Raw genomic sequence first — 26120 nt, 5'->3', positions numbered from 1 at the left:
GGCCTCGTATTGCTCGGAGCGCCGCCAGCGCACCCGCCTACGAGGGCTCTCTCGACGAATGGTGTGTGACATGCGCGTACTTCTCGTTGGTGCGGGCGGCGTCGGAACCGCCGTCACCCATATCGCGGCCCGCCGCGACTTCCTGAGCCACATGGTCGTTGCCGACTACGACCTGACGCGCGCCGAGGCGGCAGTCGCCGCGCACGAGCAGCATCCAGGGCGGTTCAGCTCACGCCGCTTGGACGCCTCGCACGAGGACGCGGTACGCCAAGTCCTCGTCGACGAACGCTGCGACGTGCTCCTGAACGCGACCGACCCGCGATTCGTGATGCCCCTGTTCAACGCCGCGCTCACCGCGGGCACGCACTACCTGGACATGGCGATGTCACTGTCCGCGCCGCACGCCATCGCACCCTACGAGCAGTGCGGAGTAAAGCTCGGAGACGAGCAGTTCGCCCAGGCCGAAGCCTGGGCACGCTCCGGCCATCTCGCCCTGGTCGGCATGGGCGTGGAGCCGGGGCTGTCAGACGTCTTCGCGCGGTACGCGGCCGATGAACTCTTCGACGAGATCGACGAGATCGGTGTGCGCGACGGCGCGAACCTCACCGTCGAGGGCTACGACTTTGCACCCTCCTTCAATATCTGGACAACCATCGAGGAGTGCCTCAACCCGCCGGTGGTCTACGAGAAGGACCGCGGGTGGTACACCACGGCGCCGTTCAGCGAGCCGGAGACCTTCAACTTCCCCGAAGGCATCGGCCCGGTGGAGTGCGTGAACGTCGAGCACGAAGAGGTGTTGCTCGTACCCCGCTGGGTGGACGCACGCCGGGTGACGTTCAAGTACGGACTCGGCGAGGACTTCATCGCCAAGCTCAGGACACTCCACGAACTGGGGCTTGACTCCACGGCAAGGGTGACCGTCCCCGGCGTCAACAGGCTGGTCGAGGTCTCTCCGCGTGACGTGGTGGCCGCATGCCTGCCTGACCCGGCCACGTTGGGCAACCGGATGAAAGGCAAGACCTGCGCGGGCACCTGGGTCAAGGGAACGAAGGACGGGGCGGCGCGCGAGGTGTACCTGTACCACGTCGTCGACAACGAGTGGTCGATGCGCGAGTACAACTCTCAGGCCGTGGTCTGGCAGACCGCCATCAACCCGGTGATCGCCCTCGAACTGATCGCCCGAGGCGCGTGGAGTGCCAGCGGCGTCCTCGGTCCTGAGGCACTACCACCCCGGCCGTTCCTCGACCTGCTCACCGAGTACGGATCTCCGTGGAAGATGCGCGAGGAGCGCTGACACACCGAGGCAACGCCACACCCAAGGCAACGCATGGTGTCCGTCACTGGTGCGGTCAGCAAGTCCCTGCGGGTCGGACTCAACCACGGAAACGTGGGCCTGCACTCTCACCCGTACAGGCACGTATGACTGCCGGTCACTGCAGCCCGGCCCGGGCCCGACGGAAGGGAGGTGCCCCTCAGGGGCCCTCCTCCGCTGTCGGGACGCAGAGCACCGGGACGGTCGACAGATGGAGGAGCTTGTGCGGGGTGGAGCCGAGGAGCGCGCCGCGCATGGGGCTCTCGCCCCAGCTGCCGACCACGATCACCCGGCCGTCGTGGCGGGACGCGGCGTCGAGCAGCGCCTGAGCCGGCTTCTCGTCAATGATCTCGACGGTGCTCGGCACGCCCGCCTCGTCGACGGCCTTGACCGCCTGGTCGAGGCTCGTACGGCCGGCCTGGCGGATCGCCTCGTGGTGCGCCCGGTACTCCTCTCCGGTGCCGCCCGGGGCGGCGGCGCCGAAGACCAGCACGAGGCGCTCGCCGAACGCGGCCGCCAACTCGATCGCCACGCGAAGTGCGCGTGCCGCGCCCGGCGACTGGTCGTATCCGAGGATCACGGACATCTCAGGACTCCTTGCCGTGGACGAGGTCGGGGTCGGCGACGCTCGGGCGCTCCGACCAGAAGGCTGGGGACACGAGCCGCCACACGACCATGATCACCACCCCGACGATGGAGATCGCGATGCCGATGACCAGCGGCGGGCCGAGGCCGAACCAGGAGACTCCGCTGTAGGAGTTCGCGGGGTCGGCCATGTCGCCGATGGACTCCACGAGCAGCCACGCCAGCAGCCCGGCGCCGATCAGCGGGCCGGCGCCGATGAGGAGGAAATTATGGAGGCTCTCGGTGAGGTGGCGGCGGTAGTACACCGCGCAGGCCAGCCCCGTGAGCGCGTAATAGAAGGCGATGAGCAGGGACAGCGCGGTGAGGGAGTCGAAGAGGGCGTTCTCACTGATCTGGCGGATCACCAGGTACCAGGCGATGGCGATGCCCGCGACCCACCAGGTGCTCACATCCGGGGTACGGAAGCGGGGGTGGATGCGGGCGAAGTGGGTGGGCAGCGCGTGGCGCCGGGCCATGGACAGCGCGGTGCGCGAGGCGGGGATGATCGTGGTCTGGGTGGAGGCGAGAGCGGAGGTGGACACCGCCAGCAGCACAATCCAGTCCCACCCGCCCATCACCTTGCCCGCGAGCAGAGCGAAGATGAACTCCTCCTCGTCGGCATTGTCGGCCAGGAAGGTCGTGCCGGCGTAGGCCACGACGGCAAAGGCGACCGACAGATAGGTCACCAGCAGCACGATCGTCGACCAGACCGCGGCCTTACCGGGCGCGCTTGCGGAGTTCTCGGTCTCCTCGTTGAGGTTGACCGCGGACTCCCATCCCCAGTAAATGAATACTCCCAGCAACAGACCGCTCGTCAATGATGCGCCTCCGGCCCCGAAGGGGTTCATCCAGTCAAACTTCGGTTCGATGGAGTCGAAGGCGCTCGTTCCGGCATAGGCCTTGTAGAGAGCCACCACCACGAAGATGAGCAAGAAGGCGACCTGAAGGAGGATCAGCACGTTCTGCACCCTGGCCGACAGCTCGGTGCCAATGACGCACATGCCGGTCATCACAAGGATCAGCAACACCGTGAGGACCTGGCGCACGACCTCGTTGTCGACCCAGCTGTCGAGGCCGAAGGCGAGCAGCGCGAAGCTCACGGCGACATCGGCCAGCGAGCCGACAACGAGCACCCCGGTCATCGCGATGGCCCAGCCACCGAGCCAGCCGGCCCACGGGCCCATCGCCCGGGTGACCCACGAGAACGTCGTGCCGCAGTCCTGGTCGACCCTGTTGAGGTAGTAGAACGCGGATGCGATCAGCAGCATGGGTACGAACGAAGCGATCATCACCCCAGGGGCGTAGATCGCCACGAGCGCCACGACCGGACCGATGACCGCCGCCAGCGAGTACGCCGGGGAGGTGGCGTTGAGTCCGATGACGAGTGCGTCGAGGAAGCTGATCGCATCGGCCTTGAGGCTTTGGGGAGGTCTTGCGTCAACGGTGTCGTCGGCCATACTTCCTCGCTTCGCCGTGCGTGGATCCAGAGAATCGCACCATATGCCGGTTTTGCCCTTGGATCATTCAGGCTTGCGTATGTCAGGTGGCAGTGGGGGTGGGGTCGTGCGGTCGGACGGCGATGTCATAGCTCCCGCATGCCCGAGGGGCGGTTCGCGGCGGTGTCCGGCCGGACTCGAAGCCGAGGCCGCCGCGACGGACGACCACTGCGGCCCAGCCCGTCCATATCCGCCGGCCCGGGGCCCCGCTTACCCCCGAGGTAATCGACCTTCCCAGCGCCTCCAGGCCCAGCCTCACCCGAACGCGGAGATCCACAACCAGACGCCAAGATCAATCTCAGCACCAACGGCTGTACCGATGTTCCCCAAGGCCGCAGAGCCCGTGGGTTCAGCTGAACTGAAGCTTGTTCAGGGGGAACTCGGGGGTCGGTCCGTGTGCGTCAGCTGGGGGTATCCGTGGGTTCGATAGGAATGTGTGGGGTGCGACGTGGCTGCGCAGACCTATCCCTGGGCGGTGGGGCGAACGACGATGTCACCTACATCGACACCGTCCGGCTGTTCGATGGCGAAGGCGATGGCGCGGGCCACCGCGTCCGGCGAAAGAGCGATCTCCATCATCTTGTCGATCTGGTCCTTCACAGCCGGATCCATGCGCTCTGCGAAGTCCGTGCGGACGGCGCCGGGCGAGACGACGGTCACGCGCAGGCTGTCACCGGCCTCCTGGCGCAGGCCCTCGGAGATGGTGCGCACGGCGTTCTTCGTGCCGGCGTACACCGATTGGAGCGGCACGATGCGCAGTCCGGCGGTGGACACGGTGTTGACGAAGTGCCCGAAGCCCTGCTCCCGGAAGACGGGAAGGGCTGCGGCGATCCCGTACAGGACCCCTTTGAGGTTGACGTCGATCATCTCCTCCCAGTCCTCGACGCGGAGGTCATCCAGACGGGAGATCAGACCGATCCCGGCATTGCTGACGAGGACGTCGAGCTTGCCGTATCGATCGCGCGCCAGCTTGACGAGGCCGGAAAGGTCCTCGTGTCGCGTCACGTCCGTGCGGGCCCAGGCGGCTTCACCGCCGGCCCTTTCGATGCGGGCGGCCAGGGCCTCAAGACGCTCCGGACGGCGCGCCCCGAGGACGATCTTCGCGCCACGCTCGGCGAGCAGGAGCGCGGTCGCCTCACCGATGCCGCTGCTGGCGCCCGTGATCGCCACGACTTTGCCTTCGATTCCCGACATGATGGGCAGTCCTTCCAGTAGAGGAGAGGGGGCGGCCATGCCCTACAGTGAAAGTGGAGGCACCGCCACTTCATCGACACTAAGTGGCGGCTCCTCCACTTAGCAAATGGAGACAAGGGAGAGCCATTGATGGCCCGGGATGCAGGACGCCCGCTGAGGGCTGACGCACAGCGGAACCGGGACAAGATCCTGGCCGCCGCAGTGCGCGTGTTCACCGAGGAGGGACTGGATGCGCATTTCGAGCGCATCGCCAAAGAAGCGGGCGTGGGAACCGGCACCCTCTACCGCAACTTCCCGACCAGGGAAGCTCTGATCGAGGCGGCGTACCGCAACGAAGTGGCCCGGCTGTGCGACGCCGTCCCCGGCCTCCTTGCGGCGATGTCGCCGCCTGAGGCCCTGCGAGCCTGGACTCGCCGCTTCATCGACTACGCCACCGCCAAACTCGGCATGGCCGACGCCCTGCGAGCCGTCGTCAACTCGGGAACCAATCCCTACGCCGACAGTCACGAGATGATTCAGGCCGCCCTCACCTCCCTCATGGACGCCAATACCGCTGCCGGAACGATCCGGTCCGACATCAGCCCGACCGACATGTTCGCCGCCCTCGCTGGTATCGCCCTCACCTCGGCCAAGCCCGAGCAGCGAGAGCAGGCCGAACGCCTCCTCGACCTCACCCTGGACGGACTGAAACCTGCGCCGTCGCGGCTCCCCGAAGACTGACGGCAGAAGCCCGGACATCATCGAAGCTGCTGTTCAGCGGCCTGTTCCAGTAGTGCTCGCGCGGAGTCCGCGTAGCGCATCGCGGTCCTGTCGTCGAGCCCGAACACCTCGGCGAGGTGGAGCGGGTCGGGCCCGTGGGTCAGGGCCTCTTCGAGTTGCCGGTCGACGCGGAGCCGCTCCAGCGTCGCGTCCTGTCCGCGCACGCAACTGTCTCCAGCCGGGACTCGGCAGCCAGGCCGGCGCGGGCGGCGGCTTGCGAGAGGCGCCCTGCTGTCCTCCGCGTCGTCGAGGGGCGGGTGCCAATCCTTTGCGGTGGTGCAGGCCCATGAAGAACACCTGATGGTGCCGGACGGCGTTGATTCGGGCCCTCACGTCGGCCTCAGCGGTCAGCTGACCGACTGCGGCCTGGGCGTTGAGCCGGGCCTGGCACCAGCACAGACGGCAGTAGTCCCACTTCAGCGGCTGGACGCGGCGGCAGCCGGCGCAGGCGGCCGTCTGGTGGCTGCGGCCGAACATATAGCAGGCAGGGCAGAGGCGTCCGCTGAAGTCGCCCCAGGCCAGGCAGCCTTCGCAGGAGTCGATGGGCTTGCGGTAGCCCTTCGCATACCGGCTCATGCCGGCGGCAGTGACCGGCCGTCGCGGCGCTTGGGCACTACCGCCGGAACCGGCGCGGCGACGCCGACAGCAGTCTGTGTGGCGTCCTCATCGCCGGGGCGGGTGACCTAGCGCCATGAAGCCGTACGCGCCACCTCCGCCGCCGGGGGCGCAACCGCCGCCGCTTTGAGGCCGGGAGGAGCACGTCCGTACGCTCCTGGGCGGCCGAGTCAGCGGGGTCGAGGCCCGCCGACAGACCGTCCGCGTGGATGCCTTTGCGGAGCCCGAGGAATTGCGCGAGTTCTTCAAGGCCGTCTACGGACCGACGATCGCGGTCTACCGCAACATCGCCGACGACCAGGAGAAGACCGCTGCGCTGGACCAAGCCCTCGACGAACTGGCGGGCGCGCTCCGGGACGGGGCGATGGACTGGGAGTACCTCCTGCTCACCGCGCGCCGAAGCGGCACGGCACCCGCCTAAGGCCTGTCCGGCGGATCAGTGCCGAGCTGCGGTCAGAGCCGGCGTCGCGGGCACTCTCCGCCGGGCAGTCCTTTAGGGCAGGGGCCGCGCTGGTGTCACCTCCTGGGTGTGGACGACGGCGTCGAACCAGCTCGCTAGTGATCCGCCCGACAGGTGGTGGACCTCATCGTTCCGAGGGTCATAGAACGGGCCGATCAACCGCGTGCGGGTCGGGGTGTCCAGGAAGCGGCGGACCGGCTCGGGGCGCGGGATGCCCAGATCCAGGACGTATCCCGCCCTGCCCTCGGCGGCCGCGCTCAGCAGGCTGTCGACGAAGTCCGGGCTTGGAGTGGGCAAGGGCAGGCCGATTGAACCGTGCGCCAGGGTAAGGCCGACGGACCGGAAACCCGGGCCCAGGCGTTCACGCAGGTATCCACCCATATTCTGGTGGGTCTCCGGGGGCTCGGAGGGCGACACGGTGCGCGGGGCGCCGACGGCGGTGTGGGCCATGCCGCCCCAGTAGACGACTTTGTCGCCGGTGTGCTGCTGCCACCAGGTCACACCGTCGGCGAGTGTGCGTTCCAGTTCGGCCAGGCCGTCGAGTCGCGTGGTGTGGCGCACCGGTTCAGCAGGGGGGTGCGCAAAACGTACCGGGTCGTCCGGGTGGCGCTTGCTGTAGGACCGCATCCAGTGGACGAGTTCGAGGATCTCGGCGGTCTGCCAGAACGCCCGCGCCTCTGCCAGCAGGGCACGCGGGTCTCCCTCGCCGGTGGCGACGTAGGCGTCCAGGCCGAGTCGGCCGGGGTCGTCGCCCTCCAGGGCCAGGCTCCGGAACCCCTCCTCTTCCACCAGCAGCCGCACGATGCGGTGTGCCACGTCCGACAGTTCGCGTGTCTGCCGGGCGGCAGCTCCCAGCGCCACGATCTTGGCGTCGCGCACCAGCGGGGCGAGCGCCCGCAAATCGTCCAATGGCTCGTCGGGCTTCCTGGTAGCGAGCACGTGGGAGTTCTTCTTGATCCATTCGGTAGCCGTCTCCATGGGCCTGCCCTTCGTCTCCAAGCTCCGCCCCATGCGGACCACTCCAGGAGATCGTCTGACCTCAAGGATGGTTGAGGTCAAGGGCCCGCGAGGGTAGCGATGGCTGGAGTAGAGCTGCTCGTACTCGATGGGGGTCTTGGTGAGCAGCGCGAACCAGGACGGGTGCGCGCTTCGGAAGTCCTCGGCGGCTTTGAGGCCGTCGAGGAAGAAGAACGGTCAGCGTGAGGGAATACGAAACACAACGACTCGCCCTGCAAGGACTGACCTTCGCTGAAACAGCGCTGAGGAAGTCCAGCTGACGGCCAACCAGAGGGCGGACCCGGCCTCCGCTTGTTTCCCCGCGTCCCTGATCTGCAACAGCCCCAGGTGGCGGGCGAAACGCCACCACTTGACGACAGCGTCGACGACGTGGCGTTCACCCCCGACGGCCGTACGCTGCTGACAGCCGGCGGCGACAGCACGCTGCGCCTGTGGAACCTCAATGCGCTGCCTGCCGCCGCGCACGACTCGAAGCGCCTGGCCTGCCAGGTGGCCGACGGCGGTCTGAACCGCGATCAGTGGGCACAGCACGCGCCGGGCCTCACCTATCAGGACCTGTTCCGCTGACGCCTCACCAACACCCCGGCCCCCAAGGGCCACCCTCGCACCCGCACCATGCTGCCTGCCCCCGACGGCCGGCCGGGGCCGAGTGAGTATCGCCGCCAGGGGCGGTTCCTGCAGGAGGAATTGTCCTTCTTGTGGAGGGCGAATTTCGGACCCCTGGACCCGTTTCCCGGTACGGGAAGTGGCGGTGCAGATTTCATGGATATTAAGCGCACCGGACGGGGTGAGTCAGCGGGTTGGGTTTTGTTGAGCCGGTGAGGATTTCGGTGGTGAAATCCTGGGAGTTCTGTGAAACGCGTATGTCGTGAGGGTTTCGGAATGATGCCGAGGAGATCAGGGAGTGGGGGCCAGGGAGTGAGGGGCCAGGAAGGGGTGGGTGAGGGAATCCGCGGCCGCGGTGCGTGATGGCATGTCACCGCCCCCCGTGTCGCGGGCCGGTGGGCGAAGGCCGCGACTAACTGGCGCGCCTTGTGAGTTACTTCACAGTAGCAATGGCGACGGCGCGTTCGACGACCCGACGGGGAGGGGGCTCGGGCCCGTACTGGCGCGGCGTTGTGCGGGTGCCTGAATAAGTATGTTGAGCAGCGAACATAATTCAGAGTCAGGGGTCTTGTCGCATCCTGCGAGCTTTGTCCGTGTCGTGGGCCGGGAACGCGTTGCTGATCTTGTCTATTCTCCTTCGCGAGGAATAGCTACACTCACCCCCCATGCGAACCGCTACCCCCCACAGCAGTCGCCTCGGTAAGCAAGAGATTCGTCCCGTATTTGTCGATCACTCAGGTCGGCGCAGAAGGCTCCTGGGTCGTGCCGCATTGACCCTGGGATGCATCTGCGCCGGATATCTGGTGGTCCTTGCCGCGGTGTTCGGCAGCCTCCTGGAACCGGTCGGAAATCCGGCACCGGGAAAGGCTGACCCACTTCCGACGCACACCGCTCGTGACGAGTCCGGTCTGCCGGCGGGCGCTTCGCCCGCCGGCGGCGATGAACCCGGGCCTGCACTCCCCCACCGCGACCCCACATCGCGGCCGTCCACCGGCAGTTCCACTGCCCCTACCGATGCCCCCACGTCCGTCCCCAGCGCTGTCCCCGTGAGAAACGCCGACCGGTGAGTTCCACCCACGAGGTGTGACCTTCCCGCACCACCGAGGCGTGGTCGTCCGCGCGTGCCGCCATGGCGCGGGCGCGCGGACGCACGCCTCGCCCGTTGGCATGTCTCCTGGACAGAAAGGGGCCATCGTGGCGATGGCAGGACAGGGGCGGCACGCAATGCGCCGCCCTCCGCGCTGGCACTGGTTACTGTTGATGCTCATCCTCCCCATAGTCGCCGCGTCGCTGCTCTTCGAGGGCTGGACCACTCACGAGGTCGACGGCGCCCGCACCAAACGCGCGTGCACCAGCCCGATTCCGCAGTCCGCGGACAACGGAGATCCGGTGCTGCGCGTCACCTCCCGCGGCGTCGAGACGGCGGCCATGCCGCTGCGTACCGTGGCGCTCACCTTCGACGGCGGGCCCGACCCCGAGTGGACGCCCCGCCTGCTCGACCTGCTGCGCGCGCACCATGCGCACGCCACCTTCTTCCTCTACGGAACCCAGGCCGCCCGGCATCCCGACCTTGTGCGGCGGATCCACGAAGAAGGGCACGAGATCGGCTCGTACACCTACACCGGTGGCGACCTCGGCACCGCCTCGTCCGTCCGCCGACAACTGGAGCTGACGCTCACTCAGATTGCCCTGGCCGGCTCCGGACAGGTCAATACCGGATTGCTGCGCCTGCCGCACACCACCACCGCCGACACGATGTGCGGACCCGAGTGGACGGCAGCCCGGCGCGCCACCGACGAGGGCTATCTCCTGGTCGCGGCCACCCCACGCTCCCGTAAGCCACCCGAGGGTGTGGTGCGGCAGTTCAGCAATACCGCGCTGGGTTACGCCGAGACCAAGAAGCTGCTCCGCGACCCGGACGTGGGGCGGTTCACCACCGTCACGGAAGGACTCGGGCGGCCCACGCTCGTCACGCCGGCCTCCCTCGCCGAACGCATCCAGGGCCAGGCACTGATCTGGATGCAGTCCGTCGGGCACGCCTTCGCGCGCTCGATGACCTGGGCGCTCGGCATCGCCGGCGCGCTGGGCATCCTCCGGCTGGCGCTGCTCGCCCACCTCGCCCGCGTCCAGGTACGGCGCCGGCGTGGATACCGTGCCGATGTGCCCGTCCTACGCGAGGTGAACGAGCCGGTGACGGTGCTGGTGCCCGCGCACAACGAAGAGGCAGGCATCGCGGCCACGGTGCACTCGCTGCTCGCGTCCACACACACGGATCTGCAGATCGTCGTCATCGACGACGGCTCGACGGACCGGACCGCGGAGATCGCCCGGGGCATCCGCGACCCGCGGGTAACGGTGGTGCGGCAGCCCAACTCCGGTAAGCCCGGGGCGCTCACCACCGGTCTGAGCTACGCGCGTCACGAGATCATCGTCATGATCGACGCGGACACCGTATTCGAGCCGGAAGCCCTCTACAGGCTGATCCAGCCGCTGGCCGATCCCGTGGTCGGCGCGGTGAGCGGGAACACCAAGGTCGGCAACCGGCGTCGGTTGCTGGGCAGATGGCAACACCTTGAATACGTTCTCGGGTTCAACCTGGACCGACGGATGTACGAGGTACTGGAGTGCATGCCCACGGTCCCCGGGGCCATCGGCGCCTTCCGCCGGGACGCGCTGATCGCCATCGGCGGCGTCAGCGGCGACACCCTCGCCGAGGACACCGATCTCACGATGGCGCTGTGGCGGCTGGGCCATCACGTGGTCTACGAGGAGACGGCCATCGCCTGGACCGAAGTGCCCAGCACACTCCAGCAGTTGTGGGCTCAGCGCTACCGCTGGTGCTACGGAACGCTGCAGTCCATGTGGAAGCACCGGCACGCCCTGGTGGAGGCCGGTCCGGCCGGACGGTTCGGCCGCCGCGGCCTCACGTATCTCGTGCTGTTCCAGGTCGCGCTGCCGCTGTTCGCGCCGGTGGTCGATGTCTTCGCCCTGTACGGGGTGTGCTTCGGCGACACCGCTCAGTCGGTCGGCGTCTGGCTCGGCTTCCTCGCCGTGCAACTGCTCATCGCTGGATACGCGTTGCGGCTGGACCACGAGAAGCTGCGGGCCCTGTGGGTCCTTCCCCTCCAGTTGTTCGTCTATCGGCAGCTGCTGTATCTCGTGGTGATCCAGTCCGTGGTCACCGCACTGCTCGGCACCCGGCTGAAGTGGCACCGCATGCAGCGTTCCGGCACGGCCAACGAGCATCTGCTCAAGGAGCCCGTCATCCACCCGACCACCCTGGCGCCGAAATGACCGAGGAGAGCTGGACCTTGAAGAAGCCGCTGGAGCGGTGGGCCGACAGTGAATCGTCCGTGGCGGGGCAGGGCACCGGCCCGCTCCCGCCCGCGGTCGGCGGTGCGCAGACCGGCGGTACGGCACGGGTGTCCCGCTACGGCCCGCGCCGCCGGCGCCGGCGCCCCAAGCCCGTGCGTCCGCTGCGCCGGGCAGTGGTCGCGCTGGTCCTGGCGCTGCTGGGCGTCCCCGTCGGGACCCTCGCCTGGGCCGGCAACACGCTCAACAACAGCGTCGATCTCGCGGAGCCCAGCGGGGCGCAGCGGACCGGCGAGGGGACCAACTACCTGATCGTCGGCTCCGACAGCCGGGAAGGGCTCACCGACAGCCAGAAACGGGAGCTGCACACCGGATCAGCCGGTGGCCGGCGCACCGACTCGATGATCCTTCTGCATACCGGCGCGCACGGCACGACCATGGTGAGCCTGCCGCGTGACTCCTGGCTGACCGTGCCCGGCTTCACCAGTCCCCGAACCGGTAAGCACTTCGGCCCCACGAAGAACAAGCTCAATGCCGCGTTCGCGATGGGCGGCCCCAAGATGCTCAGCCGCACCATCGAGCACAACACCGGTCTGCGGATCGACCACTACGCGGAGATCGGCTTCGCGGGCTTCGTGAACCTCGTCGACGCGGTCGGTGGCGTACGGATGTGCCTCGACCGGGACCTGAAGGACAAGAAGTCCGGCGCCGACCTCAAGAAGGGCTGCCAGATTCTGGACGGCACCGCGGCCCTCGCGTTCGTCCGCCAGCGCCATCAGGAGGCCGAGGGCGATCTGGGCCGCACCAAGAACCAGCAGAAGTTCCTGTCAGCTCTCGCCCATAAGGCCACGGCGCGGGGCACCTTGCTCAATCCCTTCGCGCTCTATCCCGCACTCCAGGCCGGGCTGGACACCCTCATCGTCGACCGGGAGACCGGTTTGCTGGACCTGACGACCATGTTCCGCGCGATCCAGGGCGTCAACGGCGGGCACGGAAAGCAGATCAACGTCCCCGTGAGCGACGTCGGCATCCCCACTTCCAAGGGCAACGCGGTGCTCTGGGACAAGGCGCGGGCCAGGAAGCTCTTCGACGAGCTCGCACGGGACCGGCCGGTGGACGTCGAGAGCGGGCGAGCCCGGTAGCGGGGCCACCCGGGGAGGTGCGAGCGGTTGTCACGGCCGTCCCTGCACCGTGGTCACGGTCACCGTGACGCCCGCCCGTCGGGCCGAACGCACCGTGACCACGGCCGCCTTCCCCGGGGGCACGGCCCGGGTGTCGCTGCACGCCCCGCCGCCGGCCACCGACACCCTCCGGTATCCGGCGTCCGGCGGCAGCGCGATCTCGGTCCGGCCGCCCCGGCGCGCGTCGTACACGAGGCGGTAGCGGCCGGGGCCCTGACTCTCCGAGCGGGGGCGCCCGGCAACCGCCGCCACGTAGGCCGTAGCGGTCAGCTCCTTGTTGGTGCGGAGTTTCCCGTCCTCGTCCATGGCGCAGTAGCCGCCGCCGTAGCACCACACATAGCCGGTCCAGCCCGAGCTGTAGCGGGCGAAGGAGGCGAGCGCGTCACGGTAGAAGCGGCGGCTGTGTGGTAGCGCGTTGTTGAGCGGGCCCCACTCGCCGACCACGACGGGGACGCGGTGGCGCCGGGGATAGTCGGTGACGGCGGCCTCGTAGGTCTCGATCCAGCCGGCGTCCGGGTCGTAGTCGGCGCCGGCCTCCATCGCCGCGTTGTAGAAGTGCGGGGAGTACACGACATGAGGGTCGTGCACGGTGCCAAGCCCGGTCGGCACGCCCTCGCCGACGATCGGGGTCGGCTCGATGAACAGCCGGCTTTCGCGGTCGACGGTGCGGATGTGACGTGCGATGCGGTTGTACATGGGCGTGAGGTACTGGGCCTCGATGCGGCGCGCCGCGGCGGGCAGCTCCTCGCCTTCCCGGAGCTCTCCCATCGGCTCGTTGATCAGGTCGTACCCGAACACCGCCGGATGGCTGCCGAAGCGGTCGGCGAGCAGGCGCCACATCCGCGCCTGGGCGCGCTGCAGATCCGGATCCGTGTAGAGGTGGGTGAAGGCACGTTGGACAGCGGGTTCGAAGTACTCCGCGAACCAGTCGTCGGGGTGCGGGGTGAAGGGCAGCCCGTCGGTACGGGTCGCCCACTCGGGGATGCCGCGGTGCCCGAACGCCGGGCCGAAGACATCCTGATGGGCGTCGATGAGTACCTGGACGTCGTGCTTTCCGGCCCAGTCGAGGATGCGCTCGATGCTGCGGAGGTACCGCTCGCTGTACCGGCCCCGGCGGGGTTCGAGGTCGTCCCAGAAGATCAGCAGGCGGGCGAAGTGGAAGCCGTGGGAACGCAGATCACGGAAGTGGCGCTCGGTGATGGCGGATAGCGCGTCGGCCCCGCGGTGCACCTTGTCCTCGACGTTCCAGCCGTGCAGCGTCAGCACCCGCCCGTCGTCGTCGAGCAGCCGGGGCACGCCCGCACCCGCTCCGGGGCCCGGGGCGGCGGATGCGGGTGGGGCGGCAGTGCCGAGCGTCATCACCAGCGCCAGTAGTGCGGCGCTGAGCGCCACGAGGGCTCCGCGAAGAGCCGAGCTGACCGTACGCATGGCTGCACCCCTTGGTCATGAAGTGACTGTGCCGACCGGCCTGAGAGGATCAACTGCGGTCGCTGTGCGGCGACGTGAGGTGACGGTAAGGCGAGGAGCGTGACAATGGAATACATGAAATTGGGGTCGACCGGGCTGGATGTCTCGCGGATCTGTGTGGGGTGCATGAGCTTCGGCGACCCCGGCCGCGGCACCCACTCCTGGACCCTCGATGAGGAGGCCGGCCGCCCGCTCATCCGCCAGGCCGTCGAAGCCGGCATCAACTTCTTCGACACCGCGAACGTCTATTCCGACGGCTCCAGCGAAGAGATCGTCGGACGGGCCCTCAAGGATTTCGCCCGCCGCGACGAAATCGTGCTGGCCACCAAGGTCTGTGGGATCACCCGCGAGGGCCCCAACGGCAGGGGTCTGTCCCGCAAGGCGATCATGACCGAGATCGACAACAGCCTGCGCCGCCTGGGCACCGACTACGTCGACCTCTACCAGATTCACCGCTGGGACCCGTACACCCCGATCGAGGAAACCCTGGAAGCACTGCACGACGTCGTCAAGGCGGGCAAGGCCCGCTATCTCGGTGCCTCCTCCATGCACGCCTGGCAGTTCTCCAAGGCGCTCTACACCGCCGAACGGCACGGCTGGACCCGGTTCGTCAGCATGCAGAACCACTACAACCTCCTCTACCGCGAGGAAGAGCGGGAGATGCTGCCGCTCTGCGCGGACCAGGGCATCGGCGTCATTCCCTGGAGCCCGCTGGCGCGCGGCCGGCTCACCCGGGACTGGGACGCCACCAGCGTCCGCAGCGGCACCGACGAATTCGGCAAGCAGCTCTACCGCGACGAGGACCGGGAGATCGTCGCGGCCGTCGCCCGCATCGCGGAGGCCCGGGGGCTGCCACGCGCCCGGGTCGCCCTCGCCTGGCTGTCCTCGCGGCCCGGAGTCACCGCCCCCATCGTCGGTGTGACGAAGCCTCACCACTGGGACGACGCACTGGCCTCCCTCGACCTCCGGCTGACCCCGGACGAGGTCCGGCAGCTGGAAGAGCCGTACCGGCCGCACGAGGTATCCGGGTTCTGACCCGTAGCGCGGACCTGCCGCGCGGCGACGGCGTCGGTGCGAGCCGACGTCGCCGCCGGGAGGCGTGTGGAGCCGTACGGGTGGGGTGCCGGTGCCGGGGGCATGGGTACTGCTGGAGAACTGGGAGAGCCGTTCAGGACAGCGGGACGCCGGCGATGGCGATGCGCTCCATCACCCGGCGCTGCGGGAAGTAGTCGTTGACCGCGTAGTGCTGGGTGGCGATGTTGTCCCAGATGGCGACGGAGTCGGGCTCCCAGTGGAAGCGGATCTGGAACTCGGGGATGCGTGCCTGGAGGACCAGGATGTCGAGCACTTCGCGGTTCTCCGCGTCGGACAGGCCCTTGATGAAGCGGGTGAACGGCTCGTTCACGTACAGGGTCTTGCGCCCGCTGCGCGGGTGGCGCACGACGACGGGGTGTTCGACCTGCGGCCAGGTCTCACGGAAGGCGGCCTTCTGCGCATCGTTCATGAGGGCGCCCCAGCTGGCCTCCCAGTCGTGGACGGCGGTGAGGCCCTCCAGCCGGTCCTTCAGGTCATCGGGCAGGTTGTCGTAGGCGGCGGCCATGTCCGCCCACATCGTGTCGCCGCCCGCGGAGGGCACTTCCACGGCGCGCAGGACGGCGCCGAGCGACGGGTTGGTCATGAACGAGTGGTCGCTGTGCCAGATGTTCTTGTTGCCTGCGGCCTTGGCGTCCTTGGCGAGCCGGGAGATGCCCGGGGTCCCGGTCCGCGCGAAGAACGGGTTGGCCTCCGGCGGCCCCCAGATGCCGGAGAGGGCGAGCTGGTGCTCGGCCGTGAAGCCGGTCTGGCCGCGGAAGAAGATCACCTTCCACTCGAGCAGCGCGTGGCGCAGCTCCGCGGCGAGTTCGTCGGTGATCGGCCGGGTCAGGTCGACGCCACCGAGCACGGCGCCGAAATGCGGGGTGAGTGGAGCGATCTCCAGCAGCCGGTACGCGAACTGCTCGGCGCCGGGGGCGAGTCGTTCCAGGACGCGGCTGCCGTAGTGCATGAGGGGCTTGTCGAGTACGGGCTTGGGGTTGGCCACAGGTGTCGAGGCGATGGCCTGCATGGGTACCTCCCGACAGCGGAAACAGATTACGTAACCGGCAGTATCGATATTGGCCCCGTGGCGGGGCAAGGGGTCGGGGCGAGTTGTTTCGAAGCGTGGTGCGCACGGGCGGCGCGGTCGAAGCCGGGCATGGCGAAGCGGCGCACAGGGCCAACAGCCCAGCATGCGCGCATGGATCGGTGCGCGGGTGCATGCATGCGTGCGTGCGTGCGTGCGTGCGGGGAGCCTCAACCGGGCCTACGGCCGGGCGCCGACCGCCCGGCCGATCAGGTCCACCATCGATTCGACACTCGCCTCGTCCGGCATCCGCTGCTCACCGACCAGGCGGAAGAAGAGCGACGCCGCCACGAGCGTCGCGGCATCAGTCACGTCGACGTCCGGTCGTACGTCACCACGCGCGATCCCTCGCTCCAGCAGGTGCCGCGTCTCGCTCATCACGCGGGACGTGTAGTCGCGATAGGCCCCGGGCTCCGCTCCGGCCTCCGCGGCGGCACCGATCACCCCGGCGAGCAGTCGACCCACGCCGGGCTGCCGGTACGCCTCCATGCGCGCCGTCAGTACGGCCCGCAGCTCTGCCCGGAAATCGCCCATGTCAGGCACCGTCAGCGGGCCGATCCGGGACTCCATGGCGGCGATGACGAGGTCCTGCTTGGTGGGCCAGCGCCGGTACATCGCAGGTTTGCTCACCCCGGCGCGGGCCGCCACGACGTCCATGGTCAGCGCGTTCATACCGCTCTCCGCCACCAGGTCGACAACGGCGTCGAGGACGGCCCGGGTGACGTGCACCTGACGCGGTCGGCCCGGCCCCCTCCGTGTGCGGTGCACCTGCTCGTCAGCCATGCCGAGACCCTACGCGGGCCCCCGTCCGCGCTGCTCGTGGGGCACGCGACACCTCAGCCGGTCACCACCCGCGCCCCCTCGGCCGGGCCCGCCCGGAGAACAGCCTTGATGACCTCCCCGAGGGAGTACGAAGTAGGAGCGCCGGCGCCCCCTGTGAGCCTGCAGCCCTCACCCTGCCGGGGCTTCTTCACCGCCTCCGCGAGGAAGGCCTCCCGGCGGGTGTCACAGCCATCGTGATCGGCGTCGATCCACAGGCAGAACTTCTCCCGCTCATCACCGGTGGCGACTCGGCCGCCGCCTTGAGCCGGCCGCCCACCGCTTCAGCCAACCCCAGCCCCCCGGCCCTTACCCAGCGGTGTGCTCGCGCTCGGCTTGCCCTTCGCGTCGTCGGGCGCCGAGTCGGGCAAGCACGCGGGCGCAGCCCTCTGCACCCGGGCGATACCCATCGTGCTCAGCCGCCCCCGCCGCACCCGTGGACGCGGCAGGCGAGCGGCAGTGCCCGACAGGTCGCGCCGGCGCGGACCACGAGGATCACAGTCCAGGCGAACGCCCGAAAATCAGTAGCTGTCGTCCCGGCCGGCGAACCACCGGCGTGCGGCCTCCAGTCCTGCCTCGTTCACGCCCGGATCGTCGATGCCCGTGAGGTCCCCGCGGGCGATCCTGCCGGCGAAGTAGGCGGCTTGGCCGGCCCAGCGGTAATCCAGCATGGGGCGCAGCGCTCGCTCGACCTCGTCTCGGGTCAGCGCGCCTCCCGCCACATAGGCATCGATCAGCGGTCGCATGGAGTCCGCCCCTCGATACATCACCAGCGCCGCCAGATCGTACGCCCGCGGCCATACACCGGCCCCGCTCCAGTCGATCACCCCGCAGACACCACTGACCGGATCGAGGCGGAAGACATCCGGAGCCGGGTCCCCGTGCACCGGCCCCCAGGTCAGCTGCCGCAGGTCGAGTTCGTCCAGCCGGGCCATGACCTTGGTGATCACGGGTCTGAGCCAGGGGCGTACATCCAGGTGCTCCGACGGGAGATACAGACGAGCGGGTGCGGTGCCCTTGCCGTTCTGCATACCGAGCGTGCGATGGGCGCGGGCCAAAGTGGTCCCTATTAATTCCAGCTCGGCGTGCGACTCGCCGGTCAGCCCGCCGCCTTCGACCCAACGCAGCAGAGCCATCACCTGGCGGTCGAAGGACACGACCGACAACCCGCTGACCGTCGCCACGGGCGCCCCGGCCGGTATACCCGCTCGCTCCAGTCGCTTCGCCAGGTCAAGACCGAAGACAAAGGCGTCCTTTGCTTCCGACGGTACCGCCTTCATCACCCACCGGTCGCTCCCCGAGCGGGCCTCCCACGTCAGGGAGTTCATTCCACCTTCGAGAGGCGTGATTTCAACCGCATGAAGTGCCCAGCGTTCTGCAAGGAGCTGGGCAATGGAGGGAAGATCGTGGGGCGCCGGCTCGGCGTCAGTGGCGTGGTCGGGCGAGGCAAAGCGGTCGGCCATCGTCGCATTCCTCCGCACGGGGCTCGGGCAGTCCCAGAGTAAGGCAAAAAAATTGCCAACTCATCTGATTTTAGTAGCCGTTGCTCTTCGGGGTCGATTCGATAACCGGCTGTGGCACACCTCCCTCCTAGGCACTGTTTCTCGGATCTCCTGACATGAGTGGGGAGTTGGGGCCAGGCTGGCGGTATGGGCCGTGGGGATCTGACACATGCGGAATGGGATCGGTTGGAGCCGTTCTTACCTCGTGGTGGTACCCGTGGGGGCCGGTGGAGCGATCACCGTCGGGTCATCAATGGGGTCCTCTACCGGGTGCGGACGGGTGTGCAGTGGCGGGACCTGCCGGAGCGGTTCGGGCCGTGGGAGACCGTCTATAAACGGCATCGCCGCTGGTCAGCTGATGGGACGTGGGCGATGCTGCTGTCGAAGGTCCAGGCCGTCGAGGACCACGCGGGCCGGATCGACTGGGACGTGTCGGTGGACTCAACAGCGGTGCGGGCCCACCAGCACGCCGCCGGCGCCAGGAAAGCGCCGCCGGCCGACGTTGCTCAAAAGGGGGCCGCCCGGGGGATGAACCAGGCCGATCCGGTGCTGCGGAAACTGGTCGACCGGCTGGCGGAGGTGGTCACATCGGCGAATGTCTGGGACGCTCCCGCGGAGGATTCACGACCAAAATCCACCTTGTCTCCGAGGGGCGATGCCGACCCCTCGCCCTCGTCCTGACACCGGGACACTACGGTGACGGCCCCCAGTTCCAGCGTGTGCTGGAGCAGATCTCCGTGCCCCGCACCGGAGTCGGACGGCCGCGCACCCGCCCCGACCATGTCTTGGCAGACAAGGCCTACACGTCCCGGAGCAACCGCCGTTACCTGCGACGACGTGGAATCCGGCACACCATCCCCGTACGTCTCGACCAGCAACAACATCGCCGCAACCGCGGCTCTCGCGGCGGGCGTCCGACGGGCTTCGACAGGGAGCACTACAAGAAACGCAACACTGTCGAACGCGCCATCAACCGGTTGAAGGGCTTCCGAGCCATCGCCACCCGCTACGAGAAACGCGCCTACATCTACCTCGGCATTGTCACCCTCGCAGCACTCCTAATCTGGCTCCGCACATGATCCGAGAAACAGTGCCTAGGAGTGCGCCGCAGCCCGGCGCACCAATGACCAGGCTGGACGGCGACCGTAGCGGCGCCGCAGCCGTCGGGCGAGGCAGCAGGGGCCATGCGGGAACCAGCTCATTACCGAGCCCGCCGCACCCTGAAAGAAATCACGGTCCGCACACCCTGGCGCGGCACCGGCACCCCCGCTCGCGCTGCTAGGCCGTTGGAGCGGATCCTCAAGCCGACGGGATTCCGGGCCCGGGCCGGAGGGGGAGACCCAGCATTGTGACGGGCGATGCAGCAGGGAAAGTAATTCCGTATGAGGTGCAGGGCAACGGTCCGGAGCGGGTCCTCGCACTCCACCACTGGCTCAGCGACAGGTCGAGCTTCGGCCAACTGCGGCGGTACCTGGACGGGAGCGCGTTCAGCTACGCGTTCGTGGACTGCCGTGGGTATGGCGAGGCGACGGAGATCCCCGGCACCTACACGATGGAGGAGGTCGCGGCGGACGCCCTCGCCGTGGCCGACGACCTCGGCTGGAACACCTTCTCTGTCATCGGTCACTCCATGGGCGGCAAGTCGGCCCAGCTGATGTTGCTGGACGCCCCCTCGCGGGTCCGCTCGATCGTCGGCATCTCGCCGGTACCCGCGTCCGGGTTCCCGCTCGAAGGTGAGATGTGGGAGCTGTTTGTCGGGGCGGTGACGGACTCCGGCAACCGCAGGACGATCTTTGACGTCACCACCGGCAGTCGGCACGACGATGCATGGCTGGATGCCAGGGTGAGCGGCTCGGAACGCTCCTCGTCGGCTGCCCTGCGCTCGTACCTCGAATCCTGGACTCGCGGCTCCGACATCCACGAGCGGCTCGAGGGAAATCCGACCCCGGTGCTTGTCGTGGCTGGTGCGAACGACCCGGCGATGGGCCCCGACACCATGCGGTCCACCTGGCTGCAGTGGTATCCGAACGCAGAGCTCGAGGTCTTCAGCGACGCCGGCCACTTCGCCCCCGATGAGAGCCCAGAGGCCCTGGCGACGGTGCTCGAAAGATTCCTCGCCCACTCAGGGTTGTCCCGTAACTGATCTTTGGCACGAGGGTGGTTGGCCGGGATTGGACCTGGGTCCCACCCTTCGGAGGCCACCGACCTCGATTCACCCCTGCGACCAGGAGATAGCAACAGAGCCCCCTGTTATGGTGCGCCGATGTCATCGATCAAGCAGTTCCAAGTCACCTTCGACTGCGCAGAACCTGCGCGACTCGCCGGTTTTTGGTGCGAGGTGTTGGGGTACGTCGTACCGCCGGCCCCGAAGGGGTTTGTCACTTGGGAGGACTACCATCGCTCGCTGCCGCCTGAAGATCAGGCCATCTACTTCGCGTGCAGTGATCCCTCGGGTGCGGGCCCTCGCCTGCTCTTTCAGCGCGTTCCCGAAGGCAAGGTCGTCAAGAATCGGGTGCACCTCGACGTGCGAGCCGGCACCGGGCTCGTGGGTGAGGAGCGCCTCGCCACACTGGAGGCCGAATGCACACGACTGGTCGCGCTCGGCGCGGTGCACCTGCGAACGCTGCTCGCCGATGACGACAACGAGTCGTGCATCCTGATGCAGGACATCGAGGGGAACGAATTCTGTCTCGACTGAGCATCCGCCGAGCCGGCGAGGTGCGGAGCCACCTCCCTCGAACCTCTCTGGTCTTGGAACTCCTAACAAAAGTGGTCGACTTGACCTAGTCAGAGGTCGGTGTCGCGCACGAGACCGCCGGGTATCGGGACGCAGTCAGCCACGTAATCGCACGCGATAAACCCGGCGACATCGGCGATCATCCCCGGGATACTGGTCGCCCATGGATGAGGTCAAAGTCGTTGTCGCCCATTCCGAGCGCGCGACTCTGCGCGTCGGCGACGTGTTTCTGAAGGTGGACGCCGATCAGGCGCGCATCGACGTCGAGGTCGAGGCGATGGCCCTCGCGCCGGTCCCGACCCCGGAGGTCCTGTGGCGCAAGCCGCCCGTGCTCGCGATCGCCGCGCTCCCGGGGACGACGCTTGGGCGCCTCGGCGGGCCGTCGACCGGGGCGTCGGCGGCGTGGGCCGCGGCGGGCGCCGCCATCCGGAAGCTGCACGACGCGCCGCTGCCGCCCCGGCCCGGCCGGGCCGGCCGGAGCACCGTCGCGCTGGCGGCGGAACTCGACGACGAGTGCGAGTTGCTCGTGACGAACGGCCTCCTGCCCGCTGACCTGGTCACCCGCAACCGCCACGTCGCCGAGGCGGCGCTCCGGCCGTGGACTCCGGCGTTCACGCACGGCGACCTGCAGATCGCGCACGTCTTCGTCGACGGCGGCGAGGTCACGGGCATCATCGACTGGTCCGAGGCGGGCCAGGGTGATGCCCTGTACGACCTCGCCACCTTCACGCTCGGACAGGAGGAGCACCTCGACGACGTCATCGCCGGCTATGGCATCGACATCGAGCTCGACGTGATCCACGCGTGGTGGTCGTTGCGAAGCCTGCTGGCAGTTCGCTGGCTGATCGAGCACGGCTTCGACCCGTTCGCGCCGGGCTGTGAGGTCGACGTGCTGAGATCCCGGATGTGAGGCTGCGCGGGCCCGACTGCTACGAATGCGCTCTGTCGACCAGGCCATCCCCTGGGCTGATCGCCCGCCCTTACTCTCGACAAAGTACGGTGCGCAGTCGTCGCCGGCAGATGACAGCGCAGCCGAGGGTGACGAACGCGTGGTGGATGTCGTCGCGGAGCTCCCAACGGGTACGCAGGCGGCGGAACCAGTGCAGCAGCGCGATCGCTCCTTCCACGGCCCAGCGGTGCACGCCCAGACCGGAGCCGTGCCCGGTGCCGCGCCGGGCGATGTGCGGGGTGATCTGGAACCGGCGGACCTGGTCCCGGTAGACCTCGGGGTCATAGCCGCGGTCGGCGTACAAGTGCTTGGGGCGATGCAGAGGCTGGCCGCGCTTGCCGCGGATCAGCGAGACGGCCTGGATCAGCGGGACCAGTTGGGTGACGTCGTTGCTGGTTGCTGCCGGTGGTGATTGCCGCGACCGGGGCAGAAACTCCCAGCGGATCCCGGTAGACAGACGAGCAGGATCCAGCACAGCACCTTGCCACTATCCAGACGCTTACGACCTGCACGCCGCGGATTACGCGGGACGACCGGCAGCAGCGGCTCGATCCGCGCCCACAACTCGTCGTCGATCTCCCACGGTCTGGCAGCGGTCTTCCTCGTCTCGACTGACTTCCACCCCCTTCGGCAGCATCAACGGACTGACGAACCGTCATTCCCGGAGGTCCAGAAACCTCCTTTTGTTAGGAGTCGTTATAGGGGCGGGAGTTATCCCGTGAGAGCGAGGTTGTGCAGCAGAGTGATGCCGAGCATCGCGGTGTGAACGCCGTCATCCTTGACGCGGCGTCGCGGAGAATCTTCCAGGTCTTCATGCGGGCGAAGACGTGCTCGACACGAGCCCTGACCTGTTTGTGAGACTTGTTGTGGGCCTGTTGCCAGTCGGACAGTTCCTCGTCGGCGCGGCGGCGGTGCGGCATCACCAGCCCGGTGCCCGGATAGCCACCGTCGGTGATCGTCGTGGTCTTCCCTACCGCGGCCTTGGTGGCGGACTCACTCCAGGCTCGGCAGTCGTTGCGGTTGCCCGGCAGCGGCCGCCCCACCACGACCACCAGGCGAGTGTCCGCGTCGATGACCAGCTGGTGGTGCGTGGAGTACCGGTAGTTCTTGGACTGCTCGGCCACGCTGTGGTCGCGGGTGGGCACCGGAGTTCCGTCCACGATCAGCACCGCGTCCTTTCTGAACCGCTTGCGCTGCTGGAAGGCGCGCTTCGGGCCGAGGTCGTCGATGACGCGGTCGGCCGCCGACTTCGATACCCCGAACAGCGGCGCAGGCCGGCGCAGAGTGAGGTTGCTTCGCCAGTACGCGGCCACCAGCGGCACCCGGTCTTCCAAGGCCAGTTTCCACGGCCGTCCCTTGCCCGGAGCGCCGACGCCCTCACGCCGCAGCTGCGTCACCAACTTGCCGAACGCGCGCGGGCTCAGCCCGGTGAACGGAGCTATCCAGGACGGCTCCGACGCCGCGATCACACCAGACACGACCAAGATCATCCCATAGTAAGATCACTAACGGGACACTCCTTAGCCTCCCGCCTTCCCTCGCTGCGTCCTCTCCAGCTGCGAACCGCCGGCTGCTCCGGCGATCTCTGCTTCCTCCCAGCTCGCGGCGCACCGCCATGCCTGAAGGAACCGCCGTCCTCTGGCCAGACGAACCGTGGCCGCCGCCATGGCATAGGCAAGAGCTCGACGTTCGCTGCGCCGCGCACCCGGGGGATTCCTGGTGCCCCCGGGTGCGACCAGCGCCTGGACCAGAAGGGCTGCGGCGTCGCCGTCCGCTACGCGAAGCCCGATATCCATCGGGGCGGGCTCCCCCTCGCGTGGACCGTCCCGGAGCTGCCGGTGATCAACTTGTCAGGAATTCTCGGTGAAGCGGACGGACCAGGCGTAGCCACTCGAGCTGTTGTGCGGGACCCTCCTGACTTCTCTGACCTGGCAACCGTCGTGGGCATACTTGCGGGCGAACCGGTCGAGGCGCTGCGCGTCGGTGAGATCCTCCATGGACAACGGTGCTCCTACGACGAGGTCTTCGTGAAGGGCTGTGTCCGGCGCGGCACCGTCCGAGCAAGCCGAGCAATGATGCGATTTGGGTAGGGCCATACCATCAGTGTCCTCCTAACTCGGCGGCCCCGGCGTTCACAGCGCAAATGGCCGCGCTACAGAGCCCCTGGGGTGCGTCACCAATCACGTAAACCTCCATGCCGCACCCGGCAGCCCACCTTGATCCCGGGCCTATCCGACATCCCCTTATGGTCCTGGCCATGTGCCTTCGGACAGACGCTGGACCGTCCACCGGCGTGGCGTCTCGTCGTCTGGGACACCCCGGGAGGCGAAGTGGAACGGCACCCCGACGTAGTGGGCCAATATGCTTCGCCGGCACCCTCTTCTGAGCAGTAGCGTGGCCGCATGGGGATCAGTCCAGGTCCGGACATTCACAGGTGCGGTCGAAGCCACGTGCGTGCATCCGGCCATCGCCGCCCTGTGCGCACGGGCGGCGTGACGGAACCTGCCCCTGCTCGGCTGCGTCGACCCCTGGCACGACGCCGTGTTCAACCGGTCGCAGCTCAGGTCCCTCGTCCCGGAACTCCTGGCTTTGGCAGACGACTCAGCCGCCGAAGAAGCTGGGGCGGTGCACGGAATCCTTGCCCTGACTGCCCAAGTCGAACGCAAGGTTCACCGATACCTTGTCTTAAACGGCGACTGACGACGCCACTTTCACATCAGGTTCCTGTGGTGGTACGTGTCTGACGGGTCAGGCGGCGGGGGTGACCCATTCGACGATTTGGACCACGACGCCGTTGGGGTCGGCGACCTGGAAGAGCCGTTCACCCCACGGCCCATCACGCAGCGGCATGGCTATGGTGACGCCCTCGGCGCGTAGCCAGCGTTCCTGCTCCTCGATGTCGGTGACGGTGAAGGCCACGATCAGGCCGGAGGCGTGCTGGTCACGTTGCCCGGCTGGCAGGACCGGTGTCCCATGCTGGAGCAGGACGAGGTCGACGGCGGCGTCCTGGCGGGACAGGGAGGCGAACCCGTCTGCTGCCATGGCTTGCGTGTAGCCGAGATGCTTGGTCAAATTCTCGGCCGTGAAGGACCGAGCTTGTCACCCGGTCCTGTAAGGCGTTGATTGCAAGTGGAGCGTGACTGGCTGCCGCGTTGGTCCCCTGCGTCTGAGTACAGTTCAGGCTGTACTGGGGCGTTTGACTGCGCCCCGCTGCCACACAGCCTCGCCGCGGTGGGCGATGTTGCGGGAGCCGTTGTAGTCCGCGTGCAGCATGGTCCCGCAGGACCGGCATACGAACCTTGCTCGCGTCACCCTGTTCGTCCGGTGGGTGTGCCGGCACTCGGAGCACTGGCGAGAGGTGTTGCGCGGGTCCACATGGACCAGGGCGACACCTGCCCGCCTGGCTTTGTACTCGACGAAGGTGCCGAGCTGGGCGAAGGCCCAGGAGTGCAGTCGTGCCCGCTGGTCTTTCTTGGCCGTAACCCTCTGCCGGATGCCCGAAAGGCCTTCCAGGGCAATCCCGCGCGAGGTGCGTTCAGCGGTGGCAACGATTCGCTTGGCGATGATGTGGTTGGTGTTCGCGGCGTGCCGCGCCTCACGGCGGCGGATCGCCTTAAGACGGCGCTTGGCCGCCTTGGTGCGCTTCTTCTGCAACTTCGTCCGCAGGTCACGCTGACGACTGCGGTACCGGTTGATCCGGCGCCCGGACATGATCTCGCCGTCCGAGGTGGTGGCGATGTTGACGATGCCCAGGTCCACGCCGAGGAACCCGACAGGCTCCGACACCGGCGGTTCGGGGATATCGATGGTGGCAATCAGAAAGAACACGCCGTCCCGCATCACCAAGTCGCTCTCGCCCTTACGGGACGCAAGGAGCTTCATCGCCTCGGGCGAGCACACGAACTCGAT

Annotated in this window: 22 protein-coding genes and 3 pseudogenes; 11 read left to right on the top strand and 14 right to left on the bottom strand. The window is 68.0% G+C overall.

Annotation, left to right across the window (positions count from 1 at the left end):
* Positions 1-70: 70 nt before the first annotated feature.
* Positions 71-1294 carry a saccharopine dehydrogenase family protein gene (locus tag ACH4FH_RS32710; RefSeq protein ID WP_398559574.1) on the top strand — a complete coding sequence of 408 codons (1224 nt, stop codon included), beginning with the start codon at positions 71-73 and terminating at the stop codon, positions 1292-1294.
* Between the two features lie 178 nt (positions 1295-1472).
* On the opposite strand, the gene ACH4FH_RS32705 is transcribed toward ACH4FH_RS32710, so the two are convergent.
* From ACH4FH_RS32705 to ACH4FH_RS32695, 3 genes are all read right to left on the bottom strand, one after another.
* Entirely contained in the window at positions 1473-1898 is a 426-nt protein-coding gene (locus ACH4FH_RS32705; RefSeq protein WP_398559573.1) for a universal stress protein, read from the bottom strand.
* A gap of 1 nt (position 1899) precedes the next feature.
* A complete protein-coding gene (locus ACH4FH_RS32700) occupies positions 1900-3393 on the bottom strand; it encodes an APC family permease (protein WP_398559572.1) in 1494 nt (497 codons plus the stop codon).
* 501 nt (positions 3394-3894) lie between these two features.
* On the bottom strand, positions 3895-4626 hold the full coding sequence (locus ACH4FH_RS32695; RefSeq protein ID WP_398559571.1) for an SDR family oxidoreductase: 732 nt from the start codon (positions 4624-4626) through the stop codon (positions 3895-3897).
* 129 nt (positions 4627-4755) lie between these two features.
* On the opposite strand from ACH4FH_RS32695, the gene ACH4FH_RS32690 reads away from it, so the two are divergent.
* Positions 4756-5346: a TetR/AcrR family transcriptional regulator gene (locus ACH4FH_RS32690; protein WP_398559570.1), complete on the top strand. Its 591-nt coding sequence runs from the start codon at positions 4756-4758 to the stop codon at positions 5344-5346.
* Positions 5347-5363: 17 nt separating this feature from the next.
* Here the strand turns inward: ACH4FH_RS32690 and ACH4FH_RS32685 are convergent, their stop codons facing one another.
* On the bottom strand, positions 5364-5549 hold the full coding sequence (locus tag ACH4FH_RS32685) for a hypothetical protein (RefSeq protein ID WP_398559569.1): 186 nt from the start codon (positions 5547-5549) through the stop codon (positions 5364-5366).
* 656 nt (positions 5550-6205) lie between these two features.
* Between ACH4FH_RS32685 and ACH4FH_RS32680 the strand changes: the two genes are divergently transcribed.
* On the top strand, positions 6206-6421 hold the full coding sequence (locus tag ACH4FH_RS32680) for a hypothetical protein (RefSeq protein ID WP_398559568.1): 216 nt from the start codon (positions 6206-6208) through the stop codon (positions 6419-6421).
* Between the two features lie 72 nt (positions 6422-6493).
* Here ACH4FH_RS32680 and ACH4FH_RS32675 read toward each other — a convergent pair whose 3' ends face one another.
* Positions 6494-7438, bottom strand: a complete 945-nt coding sequence (locus ACH4FH_RS32675) for an erythromycin esterase family protein (RefSeq protein WP_398559567.1) — start codon at positions 7436-7438, stop codon at positions 6494-6496.
* 366 nt (positions 7439-7804) lie between these two features.
* On the opposite strand from ACH4FH_RS32675, the gene ACH4FH_RS32670 reads away from it, so the two are divergent.
* The 3 genes from ACH4FH_RS32670 (at position 7805) to ACH4FH_RS32660 (ending at position 12537) form a co-directional block, all read left to right on the top strand.
* A complete protein-coding gene (locus ACH4FH_RS32670) occupies positions 7805-8044 on the top strand; it encodes a hypothetical protein (protein ID WP_398559566.1) in 240 nt (79 codons plus the stop codon).
* A gap of 1239 nt (positions 8045-9283) precedes the next feature.
* On the top strand, positions 9284-11377 hold the full coding sequence (locus ACH4FH_RS32665) for a bifunctional polysaccharide deacetylase/glycosyltransferase family 2 protein (RefSeq protein ID WP_398559643.1): 2094 nt from the start codon (positions 9284-9286) through the stop codon (positions 11375-11377).
* Positions 11374-12537: an LCP family protein gene (locus ACH4FH_RS32660; RefSeq protein ID WP_398559565.1), complete on the top strand. Its 1164-nt coding sequence runs from the start codon at positions 11374-11376 to the stop codon at positions 12535-12537. The genes ACH4FH_RS32665 and ACH4FH_RS32660 overlap by 4 nt, the downstream gene beginning before the upstream one ends.
* 30 nt (positions 12538-12567) lie before the next feature.
* Here ACH4FH_RS32660 and ACH4FH_RS32655 read toward each other — a convergent pair whose 3' ends face one another.
* The gene (locus ACH4FH_RS32655) at positions 12568-14004 is read right to left on the bottom strand and encodes a glycoside hydrolase family 5 protein (RefSeq protein WP_398559564.1); all 1437 of its coding nucleotides are present in this window, start codon (positions 14002-14004) and stop codon (positions 12568-12570) included.
* A gap of 105 nt (positions 14005-14109) precedes the next feature.
* Here ACH4FH_RS32655 and ACH4FH_RS32650 point away from each other — a divergent pair, with 105 nt between their 5' ends.
* The gene (locus ACH4FH_RS32650) at positions 14110-15078 is read left to right on the top strand and encodes an aldo/keto reductase (RefSeq protein ID WP_398559563.1); all 969 of its coding nucleotides are present in this window, start codon (positions 14110-14112) and stop codon (positions 15076-15078) included.
* A gap of 133 nt (positions 15079-15211) precedes the next feature.
* On the opposite strand, the gene ACH4FH_RS32645 is transcribed toward ACH4FH_RS32650, so the two are convergent.
* The 3 genes from ACH4FH_RS32645 to ACH4FH_RS32635 form a co-directional block, all read right to left on the bottom strand.
* The gene (locus tag ACH4FH_RS32645) at positions 15212-16147 is read right to left on the bottom strand and encodes a TauD/TfdA dioxygenase family protein (protein WP_398559562.1); all 936 of its coding nucleotides are present in this window, start codon (positions 16145-16147) and stop codon (positions 15212-15214) included.
* A gap of 237 nt (positions 16148-16384) precedes the next feature.
* Complete coding sequence (locus ACH4FH_RS32640) at positions 16385-16987, bottom strand: TetR/AcrR family transcriptional regulator (protein ID WP_398559561.1); 603 nt, start codon at positions 16985-16987, stop codon at positions 16385-16387.
* 557 nt (positions 16988-17544) lie between these two features.
* Positions 17545-18486, bottom strand: a complete 942-nt coding sequence (locus ACH4FH_RS32635; protein WP_398559560.1) for a phosphotransferase enzyme family protein — start codon at positions 18484-18486, stop codon at positions 17545-17547.
* A gap of 186 nt (positions 18487-18672) precedes the next feature.
* Between ACH4FH_RS32635 and ACH4FH_RS32630 the strand changes: the two are divergent.
* From ACH4FH_RS32630 to ACH4FH_RS32615, 4 genes and pseudogenes are all read left to right on the top strand, one after another.
* Positions 18673-19604: pseudogene (locus ACH4FH_RS32630) on the top strand (IS5 family transposase).
* Between the two features lie 308 nt (positions 19605-19912).
* Entirely contained in the window at positions 19913-20668 is a 756-nt protein-coding gene (locus tag ACH4FH_RS32625) for an alpha/beta fold hydrolase (RefSeq protein WP_398559559.1), read from the top strand.
* Positions 20669-20788: 120 nt separating this feature from the next.
* Positions 20789-21223 carry a VOC family protein gene (locus tag ACH4FH_RS32620; protein WP_398559558.1) on the top strand — a complete coding sequence of 145 codons (435 nt, stop codon included), beginning with the start codon at positions 20789-20791 and terminating at the stop codon, positions 21221-21223.
* Between the two features lie 202 nt (positions 21224-21425).
* Positions 21426-22172, top strand: coding sequence for a phosphotransferase family protein (locus ACH4FH_RS32615; protein WP_398559557.1), 747 nt, complete (start codon positions 21426-21428; stop codon positions 22170-22172).
* Between the two features lie 70 nt (positions 22173-22242).
* Here ACH4FH_RS32615 and ACH4FH_RS32610 read toward each other — a convergent pair.
* The 5 genes and pseudogenes from ACH4FH_RS32610 to ACH4FH_RS32590 all read right to left on the bottom strand — a co-directional run.
* Positions 22243-22787: pseudogene (locus ACH4FH_RS32610) on the bottom strand (transposase).
* 135 nt (positions 22788-22922) lie between these two features.
* Positions 22923-23689: pseudogene (locus ACH4FH_RS32605) on the bottom strand (transposase).
* A 372-nt stretch (positions 23690-24061) separates the two neighbouring features.
* Positions 24062-24208: a hypothetical protein gene (locus ACH4FH_RS32600; RefSeq protein WP_398559556.1), complete on the bottom strand. Its 147-nt coding sequence runs from the start codon at positions 24206-24208 to the stop codon at positions 24062-24064.
* Positions 24209-24959: 751 nt separating this feature from the next.
* Positions 24960-25253: a VOC family protein gene (locus ACH4FH_RS32595; RefSeq protein WP_398559555.1), complete on the bottom strand. Its 294-nt coding sequence runs from the start codon at positions 25251-25253 to the stop codon at positions 24960-24962.
* Between the two features lie 135 nt (positions 25254-25388).
* Positions 25389-26120: RNA-guided endonuclease InsQ/TnpB family protein (locus ACH4FH_RS32590; protein ID WP_398559554.1), on the bottom strand; the 732-nt coding region annotated here is incomplete at its 5' end.

Source organism: Streptomyces sp. NPDC017993 (genome assembly GCF_044328065.1).
Lineage (GTDB): Bacteria > Actinomycetota > Actinomycetes > Streptomycetales > Streptomycetaceae > Streptomyces.
The sequence above is the reverse complement of the archived record's forward strand: the minus strand, read 5'-3'. Positions and strand labels throughout refer to the sequence as shown.